Annotated in this window: 25 protein-coding genes; 16 read left to right on the forward strand and 9 right to left on the reverse strand. The window is 65.4% G+C overall.

Annotation, left to right across the window (positions count from 1 at the left end; translation table 11 throughout):
- Positions 1 to 25: 25 nt before the first annotated feature.
- Positions 26 to 742 carry a ribosome maturation factor RimM gene (gene rimM, locus ILT44_RS11980; protein WP_239468140.1) on the forward strand — a complete coding sequence of 239 codons (717 nt, stop codon included), beginning with the start codon at positions 26 to 28 and terminating at the stop codon, positions 740 to 742.
- Complete coding sequence (gene trmD / locus ILT44_RS11985) at positions 739 to 1,431, forward strand: tRNA (guanosine(37)-N1)-methyltransferase TrmD (protein WP_204239814.1); 693 nt, start codon at positions 739 to 741, stop codon at positions 1,429 to 1,431. The genes rimM and trmD overlap by 4 nt, the downstream gene beginning before the upstream one ends.
- Here the strand turns inward: trmD and ILT44_RS11990 are convergent.
- Positions 1,412 to 2,320, reverse strand: coding sequence for a DMT family transporter (locus tag ILT44_RS11990; RefSeq protein WP_204239815.1), 909 nt, complete (start codon positions 2,318 to 2,320; stop codon positions 1,412 to 1,414). The genes trmD and ILT44_RS11990 overlap by 20 nt on opposite strands.
- A gap of 97 nt (positions 2,321 to 2,417) precedes the next feature.
- Here ILT44_RS11990 and ILT44_RS11995 point away from each other — a divergent pair, with 97 nt between their 5' ends.
- Complete coding sequence (locus ILT44_RS11995; RefSeq protein ID WP_204239816.1) at positions 2,418 to 2,894, forward strand: Lrp/AsnC family transcriptional regulator; 477 nt, start codon at positions 2,418 to 2,420, stop codon at positions 2,892 to 2,894.
- A 13-nt stretch (positions 2,895 to 2,907) separates the two neighbouring features.
- On the opposite strand, the gene ILT44_RS12000 is transcribed toward ILT44_RS11995, so the two are convergent.
- Entirely contained in the window at positions 2,908 to 3,861 is a 954-nt protein-coding gene (locus ILT44_RS12000; protein WP_204239817.1) for a PLP-dependent cysteine synthase family protein, read from the reverse strand.
- Between the two features lie 103 nt (positions 3,862 to 3,964).
- On the opposite strand from ILT44_RS12000, the gene ILT44_RS12005 reads away from it, so the two are divergent.
- The 3 genes from ILT44_RS12005 to leuC all read left to right on the forward strand — a co-directional run bounded on the left by ILT44_RS12005 (position 3,965) and on the right by leuC (position 6,775).
- Complete coding sequence (locus tag ILT44_RS12005; RefSeq protein ID WP_204239818.1) at positions 3,965 to 4,636, forward strand: winged helix-turn-helix transcriptional regulator; 672 nt, start codon at positions 3,965 to 3,967, stop codon at positions 4,634 to 4,636.
- Between the two features lie 123 nt (positions 4,637 to 4,759).
- The gene (rplS, locus tag ILT44_RS12010; RefSeq protein ID WP_204239819.1) at positions 4,760 to 5,143 is read left to right on the forward strand and encodes a 50S ribosomal protein L19; all 384 of its coding nucleotides are present in this window, start codon (positions 4,760 to 4,762) and stop codon (positions 5,141 to 5,143) included.
- A 225-nt stretch (positions 5,144 to 5,368) separates the two neighbouring features.
- A complete protein-coding gene (gene leuC, locus ILT44_RS12015; RefSeq protein WP_204239820.1) occupies positions 5,369 to 6,775 on the forward strand; it encodes a 3-isopropylmalate dehydratase large subunit in 1,407 nt (468 codons plus the stop codon).
- Between the two features lie 78 nt (positions 6,776 to 6,853).
- On the opposite strand, the gene ILT44_RS12020 is transcribed toward leuC, so the two are convergent.
- The gene (locus ILT44_RS12020; RefSeq protein ID WP_204239821.1) at positions 6,854 to 7,147 is read right to left on the reverse strand and encodes a hypothetical protein; all 294 of its coding nucleotides are present in this window, start codon (positions 7,145 to 7,147) and stop codon (positions 6,854 to 6,856) included.
- Positions 7,148 to 7,270: 123 nt separating this feature from the next.
- Between ILT44_RS12020 and ILT44_RS12025 the strand changes: the two genes are divergently transcribed.
- From ILT44_RS12025 to leuB, 8 genes are all read left to right on the forward strand, one after another.
- Positions 7,271 to 7,528: a hypothetical protein gene (locus ILT44_RS12025; RefSeq protein ID WP_204239822.1), complete on the forward strand. Its 258-nt coding sequence runs from the start codon at positions 7,271 to 7,273 to the stop codon at positions 7,526 to 7,528.
- A 4-nt stretch (positions 7,529 to 7,532) separates the two neighbouring features.
- Complete coding sequence (locus ILT44_RS12030) at positions 7,533 to 7,940, forward strand: metallopeptidase family protein (protein WP_204239823.1); 408 nt, start codon at positions 7,533 to 7,535, stop codon at positions 7,938 to 7,940.
- A gap of 138 nt (positions 7,941 to 8,078) precedes the next feature.
- Positions 8,079 to 8,681, forward strand: coding sequence for a 3-isopropylmalate dehydratase small subunit (gene leuD / locus ILT44_RS12035; RefSeq protein WP_204239824.1), 603 nt, complete (start codon positions 8,079 to 8,081; stop codon positions 8,679 to 8,681).
- Between the two features lie 30 nt (positions 8,682 to 8,711).
- Positions 8,712 to 9,092 (forward strand): cupin domain-containing protein, encoded by a 381-nt coding sequence (locus ILT44_RS12040; protein ID WP_204239825.1) that lies wholly within the window; start codon positions 8,712 to 8,714, stop codon positions 9,090 to 9,092.
- An 80-nt stretch (positions 9,093 to 9,172) separates the two neighbouring features.
- Positions 9,173 to 10,363, forward strand: a complete 1,191-nt coding sequence (locus ILT44_RS12045; RefSeq protein WP_204239826.1) for a lytic murein transglycosylase — start codon at positions 9,173 to 9,175, stop codon at positions 10,361 to 10,363.
- Positions 10,364 to 10,422: 59 nt separating this feature from the next.
- A complete protein-coding gene (locus tag ILT44_RS12050; protein ID WP_204239827.1) occupies positions 10,423 to 11,163 on the forward strand; it encodes a metallophosphoesterase family protein in 741 nt (246 codons plus the stop codon).
- Between the two features lie 3 nt (positions 11,164 to 11,166).
- Complete coding sequence (locus tag ILT44_RS12055) at positions 11,167 to 12,576, forward strand: serine/threonine protein kinase (protein WP_204239828.1); 1,410 nt, start codon at positions 11,167 to 11,169, stop codon at positions 12,574 to 12,576.
- A 102-nt stretch (positions 12,577 to 12,678) separates the two neighbouring features.
- Positions 12,679 to 13,785: a 3-isopropylmalate dehydrogenase gene (gene leuB, locus ILT44_RS12060; RefSeq protein ID WP_204239829.1), complete on the forward strand. Its 1,107-nt coding sequence runs from the start codon at positions 12,679 to 12,681 to the stop codon at positions 13,783 to 13,785.
- 49 nt (positions 13,786 to 13,834) lie between these two features.
- Here leuB and ILT44_RS12065 read toward each other — a convergent pair whose 3' ends face one another.
- Positions 13,835 to 14,170 (reverse strand): hypothetical protein, encoded by a 336-nt coding sequence (locus ILT44_RS12065; RefSeq protein ID WP_204239830.1) that lies wholly within the window; start codon positions 14,168 to 14,170, stop codon positions 13,835 to 13,837.
- Between the two features lie 141 nt (positions 14,171 to 14,311).
- Here ILT44_RS12065 and ILT44_RS12070 point away from each other — a divergent pair, with 141 nt between their 5' ends.
- Positions 14,312 to 15,436: a sulfite oxidase gene (locus ILT44_RS12070; protein WP_204239831.1), complete on the forward strand. Its 1,125-nt coding sequence runs from the start codon at positions 14,312 to 14,314 to the stop codon at positions 15,434 to 15,436.
- Here ILT44_RS12070 and ILT44_RS12075 read toward each other — a convergent pair.
- Positions 15,414 to 16,208, reverse strand: coding sequence for a hypothetical protein (locus ILT44_RS12075; protein WP_204239832.1), 795 nt, complete (start codon positions 16,206 to 16,208; stop codon positions 15,414 to 15,416). The genes ILT44_RS12070 and ILT44_RS12075 overlap by 23 nt on opposite strands.
- Before the next feature lie 389 nt (positions 16,209 to 16,597).
- Between ILT44_RS12075 and ILT44_RS12080 the strand changes: the two genes are divergently transcribed.
- On the forward strand, positions 16,598 to 17,629 hold the full coding sequence (locus ILT44_RS12080) for an aspartate-semialdehyde dehydrogenase (RefSeq protein ID WP_204239833.1): 1,032 nt from the start codon (positions 16,598 to 16,600) through the stop codon (positions 17,627 to 17,629).
- A 48-nt stretch (positions 17,630 to 17,677) separates the two neighbouring features.
- Here the strand turns inward: ILT44_RS12080 and ILT44_RS12085 are convergent, their stop codons facing one another.
- Genes ILT44_RS12085 through ILT44_RS12100 form a run of 4 tightly spaced genes read right to left on the reverse strand, consistent with a single transcriptional unit; the run spans position 17,678 to position 21,712 of the window.
- The gene (locus ILT44_RS12085; protein WP_204239834.1) at positions 17,678 to 19,288 is read right to left on the reverse strand and encodes a glycoside hydrolase family 43 protein; all 1,611 of its coding nucleotides are present in this window, start codon (positions 19,286 to 19,288) and stop codon (positions 17,678 to 17,680) included.
- A gap of 56 nt (positions 19,289 to 19,344) precedes the next feature.
- Complete coding sequence (locus ILT44_RS12090; protein WP_204239835.1) at positions 19,345 to 20,022, reverse strand: carbonic anhydrase; 678 nt, start codon at positions 20,020 to 20,022, stop codon at positions 19,345 to 19,347.
- Between the two features lie 14 nt (positions 20,023 to 20,036).
- Positions 20,037 to 20,978, reverse strand: a complete 942-nt coding sequence (locus tag ILT44_RS12095; protein WP_204239836.1) for a threonine/serine dehydratase — start codon at positions 20,976 to 20,978, stop codon at positions 20,037 to 20,039.
- Positions 20,975 to 21,712 (reverse strand): DUF429 domain-containing protein, encoded by a 738-nt coding sequence (locus ILT44_RS12100; RefSeq protein WP_204239837.1) that lies wholly within the window; start codon positions 21,710 to 21,712, stop codon positions 20,975 to 20,977. The genes ILT44_RS12095 and ILT44_RS12100 overlap by 4 nt, the downstream gene beginning before the upstream one ends.
- Between the last annotated feature and the right edge of the window lie 160 nt (positions 21,713 to 21,872).

Genomic DNA, 21,872 nt, shown 5'->3' on the forward strand with positions numbered 1-21,872 from the left:
GACAATGAAGCGGGGGCGTTCGAACATGCGTGGCTCCAACCCTCTCCCCGCAGCGGGAGAGGGTGGCCCTCGCGTCAGCGGGGGTCGGGAGAGGGGACGTGCTCGATCGTCAGACGCCCCCTCTCCCGGCTCGCTCCGCTCGCCACCCTCCCCCGCACAGGGGGGAGGGAGTGCGGCGGTGCCAGCCACGAACGACCTCGTCCTCGTCGGCGAGTTCGGTCGCGCCCATGGCCTCAAGGGCGAGGTGCGGCTGAAATCCCATACCGGCGATCCGCAGGCCATCGCCGATTATCGGCCGCTGATCGCCAGCAACGGCAAAACCTATTCCCTCAAGAATGTGCGGACCGCCCCCGGCGGCGCGCCCGACCTTCTCATCGCCGTCGTCGACGGTGTCACGACGCGCGAGGCGTCCGAGACCCTCAACCGGGTACAGCTCCATGTGGAGCGCGACAGGCTTCCGCCGCCCGATGAGGATGACGAGTTCCTGTTGGCCGACCTGATCGGCCTCACCGTTCAGAACGAAGCCGGCGACATCATCGGCACTGTTGTGGCCGTGCCCAATTACGGCGGCGGCGATCTTCTCGAAATCGCGCCGGCGCAAAAGGGCCCGACCGCGTTTTTGCCCTTCACCAAGGCTTTCGTGCCGGTGGTCGACATCGCCGGAAAGCGCATCGTGGCCGTGCCTCCGGACGATCTGTTCGAGCCGGCCAAGCCTGCGCCCGAATCCGAGGACGAGGCGTGAGTTTCGACGCTACGATCCTCACCCTTTATCCCGATATGTTTCCAGGGCCGCTCGGCCTGTCACTGTCGGGCGATGCGTTGGCGCGCGGCGTGTGGTCCCTCACTGCGAGGAACATCCGCGACCACGGCCTCGGCCGCCACCGCACCGTCGACGACACCCCTGCGGGCGGCGGTCCCGGCATGGTGATCCGCTGCGACGTGCTGGCCGCCGCCATCGATGCGAATGTTTCCGAGGACGATCCGCGTCCGAAGCTTTTGATGAGCCCGCGCGGAAAACCGCTTACGCAAACCTATGTGCGCGAACTCGCGGCCGGTCCGGGTGCCGTCATCGTCTGCGGCCGCTTCGAGGGTGTGGACGAGCGCGTGATCGAAGCGCGAGGCCTCGAAGAGGTGTCCATCGGCGATTACGTGCTCTCCGGCGGCGAGATGGCGGCGATGATCGTGCTCGACGCCTGCGTGCGGCTGCTGCCCGGCGTCATGGGGAAGGAGGCCTCCGGCATCGAGGAAAGCTTCGAGTCGAACCGCCTCGAATACCCGCACTACACGCGCCCCCGCGAATGGGAGGGACGGCCCATCCCAGACGTGCTGCTCTCCGGCAACCATGCCCTGATCGAGCGCTGGCGGCGCGAGGAATCCGAGCGCATCACGCGGGAGCGGCGGCCTGATCTGCTCACGTCCGAGCGGGACTGATTCTCAGGCGAGCGAATCCGAACCGCCACTTGAGATTCACGCCGGCGCTGCCGAGCAGGATCAGCACGATGCCGCCCCACTGTCCGAACGACAGATCCCGGCCATAGGCCAGGTAATCCACGAGGATGGCGACGGCCGGATAGGTGAACGAGAGCACGGCGATCACCGGCGTCGGCAGCTTCTGGAGCGCGGCGTACAGGAGGATGTACATGATGCCGGTATGCACCACGCCAAGCACCGCGAGATATCCCCATTCCAGGGGATCCATCGGCAGGCTGGAGAAGTCGGCCAAGGGCAGGAGCATCAGGGTGCCGAGGATGGCCTGAACGAGCGCGATGACATGGGGCGGGATGCCTTTGAGCTGTTTTACGATGACGGATGTCACTGCGTACAGGAAGGCTGCTCCGAGGGCCTGCAGCAGCCCGGTCACATAGCCGCTGCTCCAGGTGAGGCCACCGGCCTCGACCTGCGTGACCATCAGAAGTCCCAGGAACGCAAGGGCGATGAATCCGAGCGCGTCTCCCGTCGGCCGCTCGCCGAACAGAATCATCCCGAGCAGGATCAGGAAGAAGGGCTGGGTGTTGTAGACGGCCGTCGCGATCGAAATCGAGGCATGCCCGTAGGACGTGAACAGCAGCACCCAGTTGAGCACGATGGCCGCGCCGCTCAAGGTTGCAAGCATCAGCGTCCGGGTCGAGAACGGCCAGGGCGCGAGCAGTCCTTTGACCCAGCAATAGGCGAGCAGGCTCAAGGCGCCGAACAGGCAGCGGAAGAACACCACGTTCCACACGCTCTGGCCGGATTCGACGACGAAGTACCCGATGGTGCCCGAGAGCGCCATCGCAGCGATCATTTCCAGCCGTCCTGACAAATCCATCTGCAATTTCATGGCTGCACCTCCTATGATGAGGGCAGAACTTTATCTTTCGCCAGAAACAGCGTACTTTCAGGATCGAAAGCGGTTTAAGCGTTTGGCCTTCGAAGCAATGGCAATCACAGCGAGAAACCTTAAAAGCAGAAATTCGGTTCTGGATGAGATCGATCAGACGCTGATCGGATTTTTGAGCGACAACGCCAGGCTTTCCCATGCGGAACTCGCCCGAAGCGTTGGCCTGTCGCCCCCGAGCGTCGCCGAAAGGTTGCGGCGGCTTGAGGAGGACGGTGTGGTCAAGGCCTATACGGTCGAACTCGATCCGAAGGCGCTCGGCTACACCCTGACGGCCATCGTGCGCATCCGGCCCCTGCCGGGGCAGCTGCATCACGTGGAGAAGCTTCTTGTCGAGAGCCCCGAGGTCATCGAGTGCGATAAGGTGACAGGGGATGATTGCTTCGTGGCGCGCTATCTCCTGCGCTCCATCGACGAGCTCGATCCGATCCTGGAGCGGATCGCGCAGCGGGCCCAGACCAGCACCTCCATCGTCAAGGCATCCCCCATCAAGCGCCGGCTGCCGCCCATTCGCTGAACCGGCCTCGTCGTCAGGAGTGGGCGTTTGCTTCGAGCCGTGCTCCGAACGTCTTCAGGTATTTCATCCCCGTATCGCACATCACCGTGACGATGGTCGCGTCCGGACCCAGGCGTTCGGCAAGCCTCAGGGCCGCAACGACATTGGCGCCGGTCGAGGTGCCGGCGAACAGGCCCTCCTCGCGGGCGAGGCGGAACGCCATCGTCATGGCGTCTTCCGTCGAGACGCGCTCGATGCCGTTGGCGACGGACTCCTGCCAGAGCGGCACCACATAGCCTGCGCCGATGCCGTCGATCCTATGCGCGCCGGACGGTCCGCCGGACAGCACCGCGGACTCGGCCGGCTCCACGGCGACGATTTTGATCGTGTCAAGGTGGTGACGCAGACCTTCCGCAATCCCTCGTAGGGATGCCGCCGTTCCCACGCTCTGCACGAAGCCGTCGATGCGGCCTTGGGTCTGGCTCCAGATCTCGTCCGCCATGCGGTGATAGGCGGCGAGCTGGTCGCGGTTCTTCATCTGGTCGGTCCAGAAGGAGCCTTTCGCTTCCGCGATGATGCGGGCCTGCTCGATCATGTCCTTGGTGAGCTTTTCCGTCATGCGGCCGCTGTCGCTTTTCACGATGTGAAGCGTCGCTCCAAGCAGCCGCATGTGGTCGAGTTTTTCATGGCTGAAGGCATCCGAGGTGACGATGTCGAGCGGGTAGCCTTTCACGGCGCAGACGAGCGACAGGGACACGCCCGTGCTGCCGCCGGTATATTCGACGACGGATCCGCCGGGTTTCAAGCGACCATCGGCTTCCGCAGCTTCGATCATGGCGAGCGCCATGCGGTCCTTCATGCTGCCGGTGGGATTCTCGTTCTCCAATTTCAGCAAAATGCGGGCGCCGTTTGCGGGCACGATATGGCGGAGGGGGAGGAGCGATGAGTTGCCGATCCGGTCGAGAATGGTGCGGGGCTGATCAATCATGAGTACCGTCCAAGAACTCCGGTCTCGTTAAGCCAAGGCCGCCGGCCTGTCAGGTCCGGAATCCGGACTTCTCCACGTCTTGCGCTCATGGTAGCGCTGTCTCATGGCAGATTACGGTCAGTTCTGTTCCGTGGCCCGCGCCCATGAGACCATCGGCGGGCGCTGGACCCTTCTCGTCGTGCGCGAGCTTCTCTGCGGCAGCCGGCGCTTCAACGACATCCGCCGGGGCATCCCGCGCATCTCCCGCACCATGCTCTCCGAGCGCCTGCAGGCCTTGGCCCATGTCGGGGCGGTGTCGCGCATCGAGGGCGAGCACGGCCCCGAATATGCGCTCACCGAAGCAGGCCGGGAACTCATGGGCATCGTGAGCGCGCTCGGTACCTGGGGCCAGCGATGGCTGCCACGGCAGGCGGAAGCCGAGGATCTCGATCTCGCGCCCCTCCTCGTCGACATGCAGCGGCGGGTGCGCATGCAGGCCTTTCGGAAGGACCCCATCGTCGTCCGCTTCGAGATCGAAGGTCAGCCAAAGCCGCGCTTCCTGCTGCTGAAGGAAACCGAGGTTTCGCTCTGCACGCAGAACCCCGGATTCCCCGAGCCGCTCTGCATCCGCGCCCGCCTGCCGGCGCTGGCCGCCTGGTGGCGCGGGGACGTGAGCTTTGCCGAGGCGCAGCGGATGGGTCTGACCGTGGAAGGGCCGCGGGCGCTGGCAAAGGCATTTCCGGATTGGTTCGAGCGGTACCTGTTCGCCGATGTCGGGCCGGCCGCAAAGGGTTAGGCTCGACAACCCTCCCAAAAACCTGTATAGGCGCGGCCTCAACTTAAAACAGGACGCCGAAATCCCGCGGATCTGAGAACTCCCTTGGGGTTCCCAAGACCTTGCAACGGCAGGAGTACAGACATGAACCTCATTCAGCAGCTCGAGCAGGAGCAGATTGCCAAGCTCGCCAAGACGATCCCCGATTTCCAGCCCGGCGACACCGTCATCGTCAACGTGAAGGTGAAGGAAGGCGAGCGCTCGCGTATCCAGGCCTACGAGGGCGTCTGCATCGCCCGTTCGGGTGGCGGCCTCCAGGAGAGCTTCACGGTCCGCAAGATCTCCTACGGCGAAGGCGTCGAGCGCGTGTTCCCGATCTATTCGCCGAACGTCGACTCGATCAAGGTCGTGCGCCGCGGCGCCGTCCGTCGCGCCAAGCTCTATTACCTGCGCGACCGTCGCGGCAAGTCGGCCCGTATCGCCGAGCGCACCGAGAAGAAGACCGAGACCCCGGCCGCTGCCGAGTAAGGCTCTCGCTTCATCAACACAGTTTCAAAAGCGCGGTTCGAACCGCGCTTTTTTGTTATCGGACTGAGCTTTGCAGGTGAGGAGCGCGACAAAAATATTATTGCGCGCTGCATCATCTCTGCTATGCGATCGTTTCAAGGCGGCATGCGCCCAAGGCGTCTTCTCCTGGGGGAGGCCGCCCTTTAAAAACGCCAAACCATCCATTTTGACCGTTGGAAGAGAACCATGGCTAAAGCCCGCACCCTCTATGACAAGATCTGGGACGATCACGTCGTCGATCAGCAGGATGACGGGACGTGCCTTCTCTACATCGACCGCCATCTCGTTCATGAAGTGACGAGCCCCCAGGCCTTCGAGGGCCTGCGCATGACCGGCCGCAAGGTGCGCCAGCCGCAGAAGACGCTTGCCGTGGTCGACCACAACGTGCCGACCTCGGACCGCTCCCATGGCATCGAGGATCCCGAGGCAGCGACCCAGGTGGCGGCTCTGGCCCAGAACGCCAAGGATTTCGGCGTCGAGTATTACAACGAGCTCGATACCCGTCAGGGCATCGTGCACGTGGTCGGGCCTGAGCAGGGCTTCACGCTGCCGGGCATGACCATCGTGTGCGGCGACAGCCACACCTCGACCCACGGCGCCTTCGGCTCGCTCGCCCACGGCATCGGCACCTCGGAGGTCGAGCACGTGCTCGCCACCCAGACGCTGATCCAGAAGAAGGCCAAGAACATGCGCGTGACCGTGGACGGGCAATTGCCCGCCGGCGTCACGGCCAAGGACATCATCCTCGCCATCATCGGCGAGATCGGCACCGCCGGCGGCACCGGCCACGTGATCGAATATGCAGGAGAGGCGATCCGGTCCCTATCGATGGAAGGCCGCATGACGATCTGCAACATGTCGATCGAGGGTGGCGCCCGTGCCGGCATGGTGGCCCCCGACGAGAAGACCTATGCCTATCTCAAAGGGAAGCCCAAGGCGCCGAAGGGCGAGGCCTGGGAGGCTGCCGTGCGTTACTGGGATTCCCTGCGTACCGACGAGGGCGCGTTCTTCGACACCGAGATCCGCCTCGACGCCGCGAGCCTGCCCCCCATCGTCACCTGGGGCACGTCACCTGAGGACGTGGTCTCGGTCACCGGCGTAGTGCCGAACCCGGACGAGATCCAGGACGAGAACAAGCGCCGCTCCAAGTGGCGAGCCCTGGAATATATGGGCCTCACCCCCGGCACGAAGATCGCTGACATCACCCTCGACCGCGTCTTCATCGGCTCCTGCACCAATGGCCGCATCGAGGACCTGCGGGAAGTGGCCAAGGTCGTCGAGGGCAAGCGCGTGGCGGGAACCGTCAACGCCATGATCGTGCCCGGCTCCGGCATCGTGAAGATGCAGGCCGAGGCCGAAGGGCTGGACAAGATCTTCAAGGCGGCCGGCTTTGACTGGCGCGAGCCCGGCTGCTCCATGTGCCTGGCCATGAACGCGGATCGCCTCGCTCCGGGCGAGCGCTGCGCCTCCACCTCGAACCGCAACTTCGAGGGCCGCCAGGGCTTCAAGGGCCGCACCCACCTCGTCTCGCCGGCCATGGCGGCCGCGGCGGCGATCGCAGGCCGCTTCGTGGACATCCGCACCTTCGGCTGATCCACACTCAAGAGACTAACAAAAAGGCCGTGACTCTTAGCGAGTCACGGCCTTTTTTACGCAGAAAGCTTTTCGAACTTAGTCCACATACACCCGGCGGCCGGCAACCACCTCACGGCAGCGCTCGACGGGACGACGGACGACCACACCGCTCGGGCGGACACGCTCCTCCATGACCGTGCGGCACACGGTGCGGGTGCGGGCGGGACGCACCACGCGGCGCTCGATGACGCGCTCGCGATATTCAGGGCGATTTTGCTCCAGGCGGACGCCATTCGGGCCAATCCGCACATCAACGCCCTGGGCCGACGCCGCGCCGGCGCCGAGAACCGTCAGCCCGGCCACAGCCAGGATACCAAAGATCTTACGCATTGTTGCCTCGCAAACTGTTAGCTACTCGGGGCTGTTAACGGCTCAGCCGCGGAGGCGTTCCGTTGCGAAGTGCTCACGCAAGAGCCATGGTTGAGCCGAGGTTAACGGCATGAGGAGGGATTCATGAGCGATCGGGAGCGGGAAGCCCAGGAGGCGCTGGAGCGTGTCCGGCGCGATTCGGAGACCCTCGGCTCCTCGGCTCTGGCCCGCATGGGCCGGCGGGCCGGGGATCATTTTGGGGGAAAGGACGCTATTGGATCAGCCGAGAATGGCGGGACCGACCCCATCGAGCTCTGGGGGCGGCGCATCGGCCGTGCGCTGTCCCTGATCGGGGTCGTGATCCTGGCGGTTTGGCTTCTGGTTCAATTGGATATTCTCTGACGCCATGACCAGCTGGGCCAATCTCCACGCACCCTCCCTTGCGGATCTCGAAACCCTTGCCGAGACGGCCTATGCACGCCTGCCGGACGCGTTCCGCGCCCTGTGCGAAGGCGTCGTGATCCGGGTCGAGGATTTCCCCGATGACGAGACCCTGCAGGAGATGGACTGCGAGACGCCCTTCGATCTTTTGGGCCTCTTTCGCGGCATCGGCCTCGCCCAGGGCGGCGCGATGATGCAGACGGGCCAGTTTCCCAACATGGTCTGGCTCTACCGCCGCCCCATCCTCGACTATTGGGCCGAGCACGAGGAGAGCTTGGGCCACATCGTCACCCATGTGCTGGTGCACGAAATCGGCCACCATTTCGGCCTCTCCGACGAGGACATGGAGGCGATCGAGGCGGCGGCCGGATGAGACTCATAAAATTACGTCTCGAGCTTGGCGGACGAAATTTCTTGCCCGGCGCGACCATCGTTGCCCTAGCGATCCCCAAAGGCCTTTGATATGAGGCCTCTCACAGCGGCCCGGCAGCCGCCCGAAGGATTGAAGAAAATGGACAAGTTCACCGTGCTGGAAAGCGTCGCGGCGCCGCTGCGGATCATCAATATCGACACCGATATGATCATCCCCAAGCAGTACCTGAAGACGATCAAGCGCACGGGGCTCGGCACCGGCCTGTTCTCGGAGATGCGTTATCGCGAGGATGGCTCGGAGAATCCGGATTTCGTGCTCAACCAGCCAGCTTACCGCAACGCCAAGATCCTGGTGGCGGGCGACAATTTCGGCTGCGGCTCGTCCCGCGAGCATGCCCCCTGGGCGCTGCTCGATTTCGGCATCCGCTGCGTGATCTCCACGAGCTTCGCCGACATTTTTTACAACAACTGCTTCCAGAACGGCATCCTGCCGATCACGGTCTCTCCGGAAGACCTGGAGAAGCTCTTCGACGATGCCAGCCGCGGCGCCAACGCGACGCTGACAATCGACCTGGAGAGCCAGGAGATCCGCGGTCCCGACGGCGGCAAGATCACCTTCGACATCGACCCGTTCAAGAAGCACTGCATGCTCAACGGCCTCGACGGCATCGGCCTGACCATGGAAAAGGCCTCCGCCATCGACAGCTTCGAGAAGAAACTCGGCGAGCGGGCCTGGGCATAAAAGTCTCTTCCTCCGCTCATGAGGTGAGCGATGACGAAAGCCAAGCCACGGGTTCTTGATCGGGCCGAGTGGGCGACCCACCCCGACCTTTTCTGGAAGGGCCATGTCGAGGGGAGCACGCTGGGCACCGGCGTGACCGTGCTCTTCTATGCCACGGAAGAGGTCGGCGTCGGGCCGAAATGGCACGTTCATCCCTATGACGAGATCTTCATCATCCGCGAGGGTCGGGCGCTGTTCACCGTGGGCGACGAGCGCTTCGAATGCGAAAGGGGTCAGGTCGTCTTCGGACCGGCGGGTGTTCCGCACAAGTTCGTCAATCTCGGCCCGGGGCGGCTGGAGACCACCGACATTCATGTGAGCGACCGTTGGATCCAGACCAATCTTCCTGATCCGGAAATTGAGGCCGGTTGAGCCAATGCCCCGGCTAACGAAAGCGTGAGGCACTGCCCCGTTTCCACAAGATTAACCAAATTCCCTGCAAGGTGCGGGGCATGAAGACATTCCTCGCCTCCACTCTTCTCGTTCTTGCGGGCCTAGCCGCTGCGACGCCGGCAGTCGCCCAGGCCGATTTCGGCTCCTGCCTCGCCGGCCTGAAATCCCAGGCCGCCGCCAAGGGCATCTCCGGCCAGGCTTTCGATGCCGCGACCCGCGGCCTCACGCCGGATCTGACGATCCTTGAGCTCATGAACAACCAGCCGGAGTTCAAAACGGCGATCTGGGACTATCTCTCGGCCCTTGTCGACGACGAGCGGGTGCAGGACGGCCGCGCCGCCATGCGCCAATGGGGGCAGGCCCTGGCCTCGGCGGAAGGCCGCTTCGGCGTCGACCGCCATGCCATCGCGGGCGTCTGGGGCGTGGAATCGAATTTCGGCAAGGATATCGGCGGGCGGCCCCTCGTGCAGTCGCTCGCGACGCTTGTCTGCTATGCGCCGCGTCGCAACGAGTATTTCAAGGGCGAGCTGATGGCGACGCTCAAGATCGTGGAGGACGGGGACATCAATCCGGCCAATCTTCGCGGCTCCTGGGCGGGTGCCTTCGGCCACACCCAGTTCATGCCCTCCACCTTCCAGCGCCTGGCCGTCGATGGCGACGGGGACGGTCGCCGCGACATCATGGCCTCCGTGCCGGATGCGGTGCACTCCACGGCGAACTTCCTGAAGAAAGCCGGCTGGGTGAACGGCCTGCCCTGGGGCTACGAGGTGCGCCTGCCGGCAAACTTCAATGCGGGCCTTGCCGGGCGCAAGAACAAGAAGCCGCTGAGCACTTGGGCCGCCATGGGCGTGCGCCGCGTCGACGGGCGTCCGCTCGAAGGCAGTTATGCGGCCGGCATCATCATCCCGGCAGGCGTCAACGGCCCGGCCTTCCTCGTCACCAGGAACTTCGACGCGGTCTATTCCTACAACGCCGCCGAGTCCTACGGGTTGGCCATCGCGCTGCTGGGCGACCGGCTGAAAGGCCTGTCCGGCATCCAGACCGCCTGGCCCACGGACGATCCGCCGCTGTCGCGCGCCCAGCGCCGCGAGCTGCAGCAGCTGCTCACCGCCCGCGGCTACGACGTGGGCGAGCCTGACGGCAAGATCGGCTCCAAGACCCGCGAGGCGATCAAGGACGTGGAACGCCGCATCGGCCTCGAGCCGCGCGGCCGCCCCGGCGGCAAGGTGCTGGAAGCGCTGCGGGGCTGAAGCCCCGCCAACCATCGGTTGGCTTGCGGTGGCGTGGTGTTTGGAGTTGTACTGGCTCCATGCTCATCGCCATCCTCACCGACATCCACGGCAACCGCGAAGCGCTCTCGGCCTGCCTTGCGCATGCGCGCCTGCTCAAGGTCGACCGCTTCATCTTCCTGGGCGATTATGTCGGATACGGCGCCGATCCGGCCTGGGTCGTCGATACGATCAGGGCCATGGTGGACCAGGGCGCCGTCGCGCTGCTGGGCAACCACGATGCCGCCATCGACGGCTCCGACGAGGACATGAACGGCACCGCCCGTGAGGCGATCCGCTGGACACGCGGCCAGCTCGGGCCCGAGCAGCACCGGTTCCTCGCCGATCTTCCCCTCGTCCACGAGGAGGGGAACGTGCTCTATGTCCACGCCAACGGCTATGCCCCGCGCAACTGGGACTACATGGACGGGCCCATGGAGGCGATCCGGCATTTTTCCCGGGTCGAGGCGCATATCACCTTCTGCGGCCATGTGCATGTGCCCATGCTCTACCACATGAGCACCACCGCCAAGGTCGGCACCTTCTCGCCAGTGGCCAACAACGACATCCCGCTCCTGCCGACCCGCACCTGGCTCGCGGTCATCGGCGCCGTCGGCCAGCCGCGCGATGGGGTGGCGGCGGCGAACTATGCGGTTTTCGACACGGCGCGCCAGACCCTGCGCTATTTGCGCGTTCCCTACGACACGGCCACCGCCGCCCGGAAGGTGCGGGAGGCTGGCTTGCCCGAGAAGCTGGCGCTTCGCCTCGAACAGGGCCGCTGACCCGTGCGCTGGCGCCTCTCTCCCGGCAGGGTGATCGACGGCTTCGAGCTGCAGGAGCACCTGGGCACGGGCGGCATGGCGCAGCTCTGGACCGTGACACGCGAGGGCGATCCGACGCCGCTCGTCATGAAGATCCCGCTGCTCCTCGACAGCGACGACCCGCTGCCCATCGTCTGCTTCGAGACCGAGCAGATGATCATGCCGCGCCTGACCGGTCCGCATGTGCCCCGCTTCGTCGCCGCGGGACCGCTCGATCCGATGCCCTACATCGTCATGGAGTGGATTCCAGGCGAGTCCCTGAAAGCCCGGCTTGAAGAGGTGCCGCTGCCCTGGCCCGAGGTGGTCGCCATTGGCGCGAACGTCTCGCACGCGCTCCACGACCTGCACCTCCAGCACGTGATCCATCTCGACATCAAGCCGAGCAACGTGATGATCCGCGAGACCGGCGAGGCCGTGCTCATCGATTACGGCTTTGCCCGGCACGAGCTCTTGCCCGACCTCCTGGCCGAGGAGTTCCGGGAGCCCTTCGGCACCACCCCCTACATGGCTCCCGAGCAGGTGCTGCAGGACCGGGCCGACCCGCGCAGCGATCTCTTTGCGTTGGGCGTGATGCTGTATTTCTTCGTCACGGGGAAACGTCCCTTCGGCAATCCCCGCGGCGGGCAGATCCGCCGCCGTCTGTGGCGTGATCCGGTGCCGCCGCGGGCCTTGCGCCCCGATTGCCCGCCCTGGCTGCAGGAGATTATCCTGCGCTGCCTGGAGGTCGACCCGCAGGACCGCTATGCGACGGCGGCCCAGCTCGCCCTCGACCTGGACAACCCCGATCAGGTGAAGCTCACCGAGCGGGCGCAGCGCCTGGAGCGCGACAGCGGGATGAAGACGTTCCGGCGCTGGCTGAAAGCCCGCAAAGCCCAGCCGCTGGAGACACCTAACATCGCCGGCCAGCTTTCCCGCGCGCCCATCGTGCTCGCCGCCGTCGATCTGTCGCCGGGCAGCGAGGATCTCGCCGACTCGTTACGGCTGATGGTCGGGCGCATCCTCTCCATCGAGAACGAGGCCCGCATCGCCTGCGTCAACATTCTCAAGACCTCGCGCATCGCGGTCGACATCCTGGAAGATGCGGAGGGCAACTCCCTGCATGTCCAGCGCCTCGTTCAGCTCAGGCACTGGGGCTCGTCGCTTGAGATTCCGGAAGAGCGGATCTCCTACAGCGTGCTGGAGGCGCCCGACCCGGCGGCGGCGCTGGTCGATTACGCCCGGCGCAACAACGTGGATCACATCGTGATCGGCGCCAGGGCCTCGTCGGCGTTGAGGCGCTATCTTGGCAGCGTCTCGTCGCAGGTGGTGGCCGAGGCGCCATGCTCGGTCACGGTGGTGCGGACGCCGAAGGATCGCAGGGAGGCGAAGGGCTGACCGGGCCTTCTCCTAACGGCCAACGCGATGAACGCTTGCCAAGCGGCCTGATCGGCCTTTTAAGAACCCTGCATTCGATCACGACAGAACAGGGGTCTTCCCATGGCAACGCACAAGCTTCTCCTTCTCCCCGGCGACGGCATCGGTCCGGAGGTCATGCGCGAGGTCGAGAAGATCGTGGGCTGGTTCCGCAAGCGTGGCGTCGGCTTCGAGACCGAGACGGACCTCGTCGGCGGCTCGGCCTATGACGCGCACGGCGCGTCCATCTCGGAGGCCGCCATGAGCCGTGCTCAGGAAGCCGATGCGGTGCTCTTCGGCGCCGTCGGCGGTGCGAAGTGGGACAGCGTGCCCTATGCGGTGCGCCCCGAGGCGGGCCTTTTGCGCCTGCGCAAGGATCTCGGCCTCTTCGCGAATCTGCGTCCGGCGATCTGCTACCCGGCCCTGGCGGACGCCTCCTCGCTCAAGCGCGAGGTGGTGGAAGGCCTCGACATCATGATCGTGCGCGAGCTGACCGGCGGCGTATATTTCGGCGAGCCCAAGGAGATCGTGACCCTGGAGGACGGCTCGCAGCGCGCCGTCGACACCCAGCTCTATCACACGCATGAAGTGGAGCGCATCGCCCGCGTCGCCTTCGACCTCGCAAAGAAGCGCCGCAACAAGGTCTCCTCGGCCGAAAAGTTCAACGTGATGAAGACCGGCGTGTTCTGGCGCCAGGTGGTCACGCGCATCCACAAGGCGGAGTTCTCCGACGTGGAGCTCGAGCACGTGCTCGCCGACAACTGCGCCATGCAGCTCGTGCGCTGGCCGAAGCAGTTCGACGTGATCGTCACCGACAATCTGTTCGGCGATATCTTGTCGGACATCGCGGCCATGCTCACCGGCTCGCTCGGCATGCTGCCTTCCGCTTCGCTCGGCGCGGAAGATCCGACGACCGGCAAGCGCAAGGCACTCTATGAGCCGGTCCATGGCTCGGCGCCGGACATCGCCGGCAAGGGGCTTGCGAATCCGATCGCCATGATCGGCTCCTTCGGCATGGCGCTGCGCTATTCCTTCGGTCTGCTCGACGAGGCGGATCGCCTCGACAAGGCTATCGCCAAAGTGCTCGCCTCCGGCACCCGCACGAAGGACATCGCCGGCCCGGGCATGAATGCGGTCGGCACGCAGGATGTGGGCGACGCCATCGTCAAGGAGCTTGAAGCCCAGTCGTAACAGGAAAAGCCCCGGGCATAGCCCGGGGCTTTTCGCTCCACGTCATGCATTACCGGATTGAGCCTGTCGCCTCGACGTCCGGAACGCCAAACATGGGGAAGGGGTTGCGCGCGCCGACGAACGGTCCGTTGGTGACCGGGTCGGGCAGCGCGCCCTCGCCGAAGCGGTCTTTCTGATAACCGTAGGGCGGGTTCGCGATGGCGGAGACCATCGGCGCCGTGACGTAGCGGTTCATCGAACCGACCGGCACGACCGGACCCGGGTCGAGGAAGCTGCGGGGCTGGACCCGGAGGACGAGGGGACGGTCTCGAGTCTGCGCATCCGCCACAGAGACAGTCGTAAGCGCAGCCAACGAAGCCAGACCCAAAAGTGCGATGCGGCGCATGGTTAAACCTCCAGAGGGGCGCGCCAGTTCTTTTCACTGTGCGCCGTCGTTACGCTTGAATACTGTCAAAACAAGACGACCCCCCATACATTGGTTCCGTCGAACTATGCCGTTCACCGCAAGGTGAGGAGGACGCCATCGATGCAGGACAGGCTTAGCGTTGAATTCGGGCTCTCAGGAAAGGACGGCTTGAGCCTGCTGGGCGATGTTCCTCTCGTGGCCGAGACGCCCGAGGAGCTTCTCGACGACGAGACGACGCCGATCTCGCGCTTCTTCGTGCGCAACAACGGCCTGCTGCCTGAACCGGTGACGGATGCGGACGGCTGGACCTTCACCATCGACGGCGAAGTGGAGCGTCCGCTGAATCTCACGCTCGCGGCGCTCAAGAGCCGCTTTCCGCACAAGATTCTCCGCATGGTGCTCGAATGCGGCGGCAACGGCCGCTCCTTCTTCGAGCCCAAGGCTGAGGGCAATCCCTGGACCAACGGCGGCGTCGGCTGCGCGGAATGGACGGGCGTGTCGCTGGGCGACGTGCTGCGCGAGGTCGGCCTGAATGACTCCGCGCTGTTCACCGGCCATTTCGGCGCCGATCCCGACAAGCACGGCAGCCATGACAAGCAGGCCATGTCCCGCGGCGTGCCCATCGCCAAGGCGCTGGAGGAGCACACGCTTCTGGTCTGGGCCATGAACGGCGAGCCCTTGCCCTTCATCCACGGCGGCCCCTTGCGCCTCATCGTGCCGGGCTGGCCCGGTTCCTTAAGCCAGAAATGGCTCAAGCGCATCTGGATCCGCGACCGGGAGCACGACGGGCCGGGGATGACCGGCTTGTCCTATCGCCTGCCGGTCCGTCCCCTGGCTCCGGGTTCAGAGGGGCAGGGTGTCGAAACCCGCATTCTCGAATCGATGCCGGTGCGCAGCATCGTCACCGCGCCGGCGGATGGGGGCCGCTATCCGGCGGGCACGCGCTCCATCGCAGTCCGGGGCGCGGCCTGGGCAGGTGACGACGAGGTGGCACGGGTCGAGGTGACCCATGACGGCGGCGCGACCTGGACCGAGGCCGCGATGACGCCGCCGCGCAACCGCTACGACTGGGTGCGCTGGCAGGCGGCGCTGAGCCTGCCCGGCGACGGACCCTACGAGATCTTTGCCCGTGCGACCGACTCACAGGGACGGGCCCAGCCCTTCCGCGCCGCGAACTGGAATCCGAACGGCTACGGCTGCAACGTCATGCACCGGGTCGCGGTCACGGTCGGGCCGGAGGCCTGACCGCCGCGGAGGCGGTGCGGGCGCTCGCTCCGCAGGCTTCCGTCCGGCTGCGATCCGCACGCGCGAAGACGGCTTTCAGAGCAGGACTGGGGCTGCCGGCCGGCGCGATCCCGTCGATGAAGCAGGCCAGCTGCGCCTCGTCGGGAGCGGAGGAGCCGCAGAGCCAGCCCTGGAAGCTGAAATCGGCCGCCCCGTCCGCGAAGCGGAAGGCCTGACAGGCCTGCTCGCCCCTGGCCGCCAGGGTCAGGGGCGCAGCTTCGACGGTGCCGAATTTCGTCGTCACCATCCGGCCCTGGCCCTGATGGGCGACGGCCAGGCCTGCCCGGGCAGCCCGGCGCACGATGTCGATGTAGAAACTTCCCGCTGTCTCAGGCATGCCCTGCACGAGGGAAACCTGCGCGTAGCGGAAATCGCCGAAGCGGCCGAGAACCAGGGTGTCCTCCCGCGCGCCGTTCGCATGCTGCCGCGCCTCCATGGCGATGGAGCCCGGGGCACTGGCGAGCGCGTAGGCAGCAGGGGAGGGCGAGACCGGCTTCCAGGCCGGCACGGGCGCGACCAGAACGGAGGAGCGGACCTGCTTCGATCTCTCGGCCGGACGGCGAGCCGGTTCCTGCTGCAGGGCGAGATAGGCAAGTCCCGCGATGCTGCAGGAGGACATCAGGATCACCCGCAGCCAGGGCGTGCGCCTGCGCCCCAGGCGACGGGAGGGGCGCTCGTCGACCCAGTCGGCGAGATCCTCCTCGTCCCATTCGGCATAGCCTGCCCTCGGCATCGCGCCACCAATCAATCCCGGCGATTACGCCGTCCCCATGTTCTACCGTGACAAGGCGGGCGATCCGAAAGCTTTTGCTAAGCAAGGTAAACCGAAGGTTAAGCAACAGGGGGCCGTATTAGACCAAGTGCCGCAAAGAGAACGCTTGACGAAGGCGAACCTTTGGTGTGTTGGTGATTGGATCGAAGCCTGCTTCAGGCTTCTGGATGGACGATGGCCATGGCGCTGCTCACCTTTACGACGAGCAAAACGAAAACCGCCACGACGACCGTGAAAAGCACGGTCGCATAGCCTCGTCGTCCCCGGTCCTCTCTCCCGTCGGGGCGAGAGGCGACACCCGAACAGGGTTTTTTAAGTTTTCCGGGGAGAGCCACAACAGGAGAAGATCGATGGGTTTCAAGATCGCCGTCGTCGGTGCGACCGGCAATGTGGGCCGCGAGATGCTGAGCATCCTCGCCGAGCGGGCCTTCCCGGCCGATGAGGTGGTGGCGCTGGCCTCCCGCCGCAGCCAGGGGACGGAAGTCTCCTTCGGCGACCGGACCCTCAAGACCAAAACCCTCGACACCTATGACTTCTCGGACGTCGATATCTGCCTCATGTCCGCCGGCGGAGAGGTCTCCAAGGAATGGTCGCCGAAGATCGCGGCCCAGGGCGCGGTGGTGATCGACAACTCCTCCGCCTGGCGCTACGACCCGGACGTGCCCCTGGTGGTGCCGGAGGTGAATGCCGAGGCCCTGCGCAACATGAAGAAGGGCATCATCGCCAACCCGAACTGCTCCACGGCGCAGCTCGTGGTGGCCTTGAAGCCGCTCCATGACCACGCCACCATCAAGCGCGTGGTGGTGGCTACCTACCAGTCGGTCTCCGGCGCCGGCAAGGACGGCATGGACGAGCTCGACCGCCAGACCAAGGCGCTCTACTCGCTGCAGGACGTGCAGGAGAAGAAATTTCCCAAGCGCATCGCCTTCAACCTGATCCCCCATATCGACGTGTTCATGGAGGACGGGTACACGAAGGAAGAGTGGAAGATGATGGCCGAGACCAAGAAGATTCTCGACCCGAAGATCAAGCTCACCGCAACTTGCGTGCGCGTGCCGGTCTTCATCAGCCACTCGGAAGCCGTGAATGTGGAATTCGAGAAGCCGATCACGGCGGACGAGGCGCGCGACATCCTGCGCGCGGCCCCTGGCATCCTGGTGGTCGATAAGCGCGAGCCCGGCGGCTACATCACCCCGCACGAGGCGGCGGGCGAGGACGCGACCTACATCTCCCGCATCCGCGAGGACATCACGGTCGAGAACGGCCTGTCCTTCTGGTGCGTCTCCGACAATCTGCGGAAAGGGGCGGCCCTCAATGCGGTCCAGATCGCCGAGGCCATGGCCAATCGCGGCCTGCTGAAGCCGAAGAAGCAGGCGGCCTGATCGACTGCGCATCAACGATGAAAGGCCGCCTTCGGGCGGCCATTTGTTTCAATCCGCTGCCGATTGATCCTCGCGATAAGTGAAGAAGTCGAAATCCGCCGGCAGGGCGCGCCCGGTCATGTCGTGGGCGGCCATTCCGATGAAGGCTCCCGTGAACGAGCCGTGAGCACCCGGACCTGCCTCGTCTGACAGGATGCTCGCATCGAGCACGGGGCCGACGGGCGTCCAGGTCTCGCCGTCCTCGGACCATCGGAACCGCAGCTCCGCAAGCCGCACATCGACTCCCAGATGGACCGGGCCGCTTGCCGGCAGGAGCAGATCGCTCTCCAGCGCATAGGTCATCAGGGCATCCGGGTGATCGCCCAGGCAGGAGATGACCTGCAGCACCCGCCGCCCCTCGTCATCGGCGGAGACCGCCAGATAATGAAAGCGCGCCCGGTCGTAATAGCAGATCAGGCCGGCGAGCTGCTGGTAGCTGTCCGGCTGGACCTCCACCACCGTCTCGGCCGAATAGATCCAGGCCGTCTGACGGCGTGCCACCAGGGCCTGCTCGAACCAGCTTCCAATCGACTCGCGTCCGTAGAGGCGTAAGGAGCCTGGGCGCGCCGAGAGCGAGAAGATGCGCTCCGGCTCGGGCGTCCTCAGCCACTGGAACGGGGAGGGAAGCTCGCCCGCGTCGAAGTCGTGACGTTCGGGCTCGGGCGGAACCGGATGCGGCGGCAGGCTGGGACCTTCGACCTCGACGGCCGGCACCTGCCCTCCCTGCGCCAGATAGAGCCAATCGTCCTCATGCCAGACCACCCGCTGGATGGCCGTTTCCCGCCCCAGGGGCGAGCGCCGCGTCCCGGGCAGCGGGCGGCTGCACAGATGGGTATGAAACACCTCGCCCGTGGAGGTTTCCACGTGGAAGCCATGGCCAGCCCGCTGGAGCGGCGCATCCGCAGCGTCCTTGCTGGTGATGAGATGCGTGTTCGGATGAAGCTCGTAAGGCCCGTCGATGGTTCGGGAGCGCGCCATCGTGACGGCATGGTTGTAGGCGGTGCCGCCTTCGGCCACGGTCAGGTAGTACCAGCCGTTGCGCTTCCACAGATGCGGCCCTTCGACGAGGCCGAGCGGGCTGCCCTTGAAGATGTTCTTGATCGGGCCGACGAGGCGCTGCTCGGTGGGTGAGTATTCCTGGAGGAGAATGCCGTCGAAGGAGCTGCGGCGCCGGCGGTGATCCCAGACCATGTTGACGAACCACTTGCGGCCATCGTCGTCATGGAACAGGGAGGGATCGAAGCCCGATGAGTTCACATAAACGGGATCGGACCACGGGCCTTCGATGGACGGCGCGGTCACAAGGTAGTTGTGCGTGTCCTTGAAATTGCCGAGGCGACGCTTCACGTCGGTGTAGATCAGCCAGAACAGGCCGTCCGCGTAGGTGAGCGCGGGCGCCCAGACGCCGCAGCTGTCGGGATTGCCGCGCATGTCGAGCTGGGATCGGCGATCGAGCGGACGGCAGGCCAGTCGCCAGTTCACAAGGTCGCGCGAATGGTGGATCTGCACCCCAGGATACCACTCGAAGGTGGAGGTTGCGATGTAGTAATCGTCGCCGACCCGGCAGAAGGCCGGATCCGGGTTGAAGCCCGGCAGGATGGGATTGCGAATGGTGGCCATGAGCGTTTCCGGTGAACCTGCGAGAAGGCGAGAGACTGTGTGAGTGGCCGATGTGTCTATCCCTTCACCTCCCGGGCGGAAAACATCGACACGCGTTCCGGCATGTCTTCCAGCACCGGCCTGAACTCGCCCGTCTCCGGATCGCGCACCAGCAGCACACCGTTTGCGACCCCGAAATAGGCGCCGTGGAGATGAAGCTTGCCGCGCTCCACCAGGATGCGCACGCAGGGGAACGTCATGAGGTTCCGAAGGCTGTGCTCGATGGCGGCGAGTTCAAGGCGTGGCAGATAGTCTTCCAGATTGCCGTCATGCGGCCCGAGCTTTTCGCCCGCCGGCTTGATCATGCTCATCCAGCGACCGATGAAATCGCCCGGCGACAGCGGAGCCGTATCATCCGCGAAGGCGCGGATGCCGCCGCAACGGGCATGACCCAGAACCACGATATGCTTCACGCGCAGGGCCTGCACGGCGAATTCGAGAGCCGCGGACGTGCCGTGGAACTCACCGCCAGTTTCATAGGGAGGGACGAGATTGGCCACATTGCGCACCACGAACAATTCGCCGGGGCTCGCATCGAAGATGACCTCGGGCGATACGCGACTGTCGCAGCAGCCGATCACCATCACCTCCGGAGATTGCCCCTTTTCGGCGAGCGTCTCGAAACGGTTCTTCTCGCGCGGGAAGCGGTCATCGAGAAAGGCGCGGTAGCCTTCGGTCAGACGTTGCGGGAACATGGGTGTCCTTCCGTTCAAGGATGGGTGATCTCGGCGAGTTTCTGCAGTTCGACATTGGCCCCGCACAGGAGCACGCCGACGCGCTCGCCCGAGCGAGGTTTATAGGCCCCCGAGACGAGCGCGGCCAGAGCCGCGGCGCCTCCGGGCTCGGATGCAATGCGGTAATCGCGCCAGAGCAGCCGCTGGGCGTCGCGGATCGCCTCGTCGGTGACGAGCGCCACGTGATCGACGCTCTCCCGGCAGATGCCATAGACCAGATCGCCGGTATTCTTCGCGCCGAGCGAATCGGCCGCGACGGAATCGATCTCCACGTCGACCGGCCCTCCGGCTGCAAGGGCGGCATGGAGTGCCCGAGAGCCTTCCGGCTCCACGCCCACGATTTTCAGGCGGCCGGCCCACCAGCTAGCGACGCCGCTGATGAGGCCGCCGCCGCCGACCGCTACGAGAACGGTGTCGAGGCCGGGGCCGTCCTGCTCCCATTCGAGGGCGGCGGTGCCCTGACCCGCCATGGTGCTTGCTGCCGCGAAGGGATGGATGCGCAGGGCGCCGCTCTCCGCCACATAAAGATCGCAGGCGTCCTGGGCATCCGCATAGCGCGCACCGCCGATCACCACCTCGGCGCCGTGCGAGCGGATGACGGAGATCTTGGCGGGGCTGGAGATCTCCGGCACGAAGATGCGCGCCCTGACGCCGACCTGCTTGGCTGCATAGGCCACCGCTGCGCCGTGATTGCCGCCGGAGGCCGCGGCGACACCGGCAGAGGGGACAGCACCGGACAGAATGGCATTGAAGGCGCCGCGGGTCTTGAACGAGCCCGCATGCTGCAGGAATTCGAGCTTCAGGCTCACCGGTCCGTCATGGCCGAAGGCCCTGTTCTGGTGCAGAACCGGCGTGCGGCGCACATGGGGAGCGATGCGGGTATGGGCGGCTTCGATCTCGGCGCGGGTGATGGTCATGAGCGGAGCGTCCAGATGGCGACCGGCAGGCCGTGGGCGTCGCGGCCAGGCGGGTCGGGAAAGGGTTGTCCCCCACCTCTCGCGATATCGAGCGCCACGGTCAACCCCGCAAGCGCATCGAGCAGGTCGTCCTGAGCTGCGCCACGGGGCGGAGGCGACTGGATCAAGCCGCAGGGCAGGAGACCGGATCGCGCGAGAAGCTCGCGCCGCAGGGCCATGCCCAGACCGTAAGGCACGCCCTTCACCTTCTTCGGCTCGTTGAGCGCTTTCCGGTCGTTCAGAGCCCAGAAGGCGAGCTCGGGATGCACCTCGAAGACCTGCGGTATGAGATCGGGCCGGGCGCGCAGCAGCGCGTCGATCTCGCGGATCTTGGGAAAGATGGCAAAGCCCTGCCGCGACACCTTTCGCGACGGATCGGAGGTTGCGGCGGCGATCGCGCAGGCCTCCCCGTAATCCTGGGCTTCGACAGCGCGGCGCGAGGGAATGGCGAAGACGGAGGATTGCCGCTGCCCGAGCAGCGGTCGGATCAGCTGCTCCGGCACGCGGCCCGATCCTTGCGTGCGCTCCGGTAGGCCGATGGGCATGTCGACGGCGACCACCGCCGGCTGCTCCGGCGCATCGACGATGGCGGCGAGCGTCGGTGCCGTCACGATGCGATGGGCCTGCGGATCGTCCGCCCGCATGAGCACCGCGATCCAGCCGATTCTGCAGCCATCGACTCCAGCAACCCACATTGTCTGTCTCTCTTCGTCATCCCCGGGCTCGTCCCGGGGATCCACGTCTTACCCTCCCCAGCGCTCAAGACGTGGATGGCCGGAACAAGTCCGGCCATGACGGCAGTATGCATTCAGCGGGTTGGCAAGACACTGTTCTTCAACGCGGACCATGATTAAA

Origin of the sequence: Microvirga arvi (assembly GCF_016892765.1) — a bacterium.
Taxonomy (GTDB): Bacteria; Pseudomonadota; Alphaproteobacteria; order Rhizobiales; family Beijerinckiaceae; genus Microvirga; species Microvirga arvi.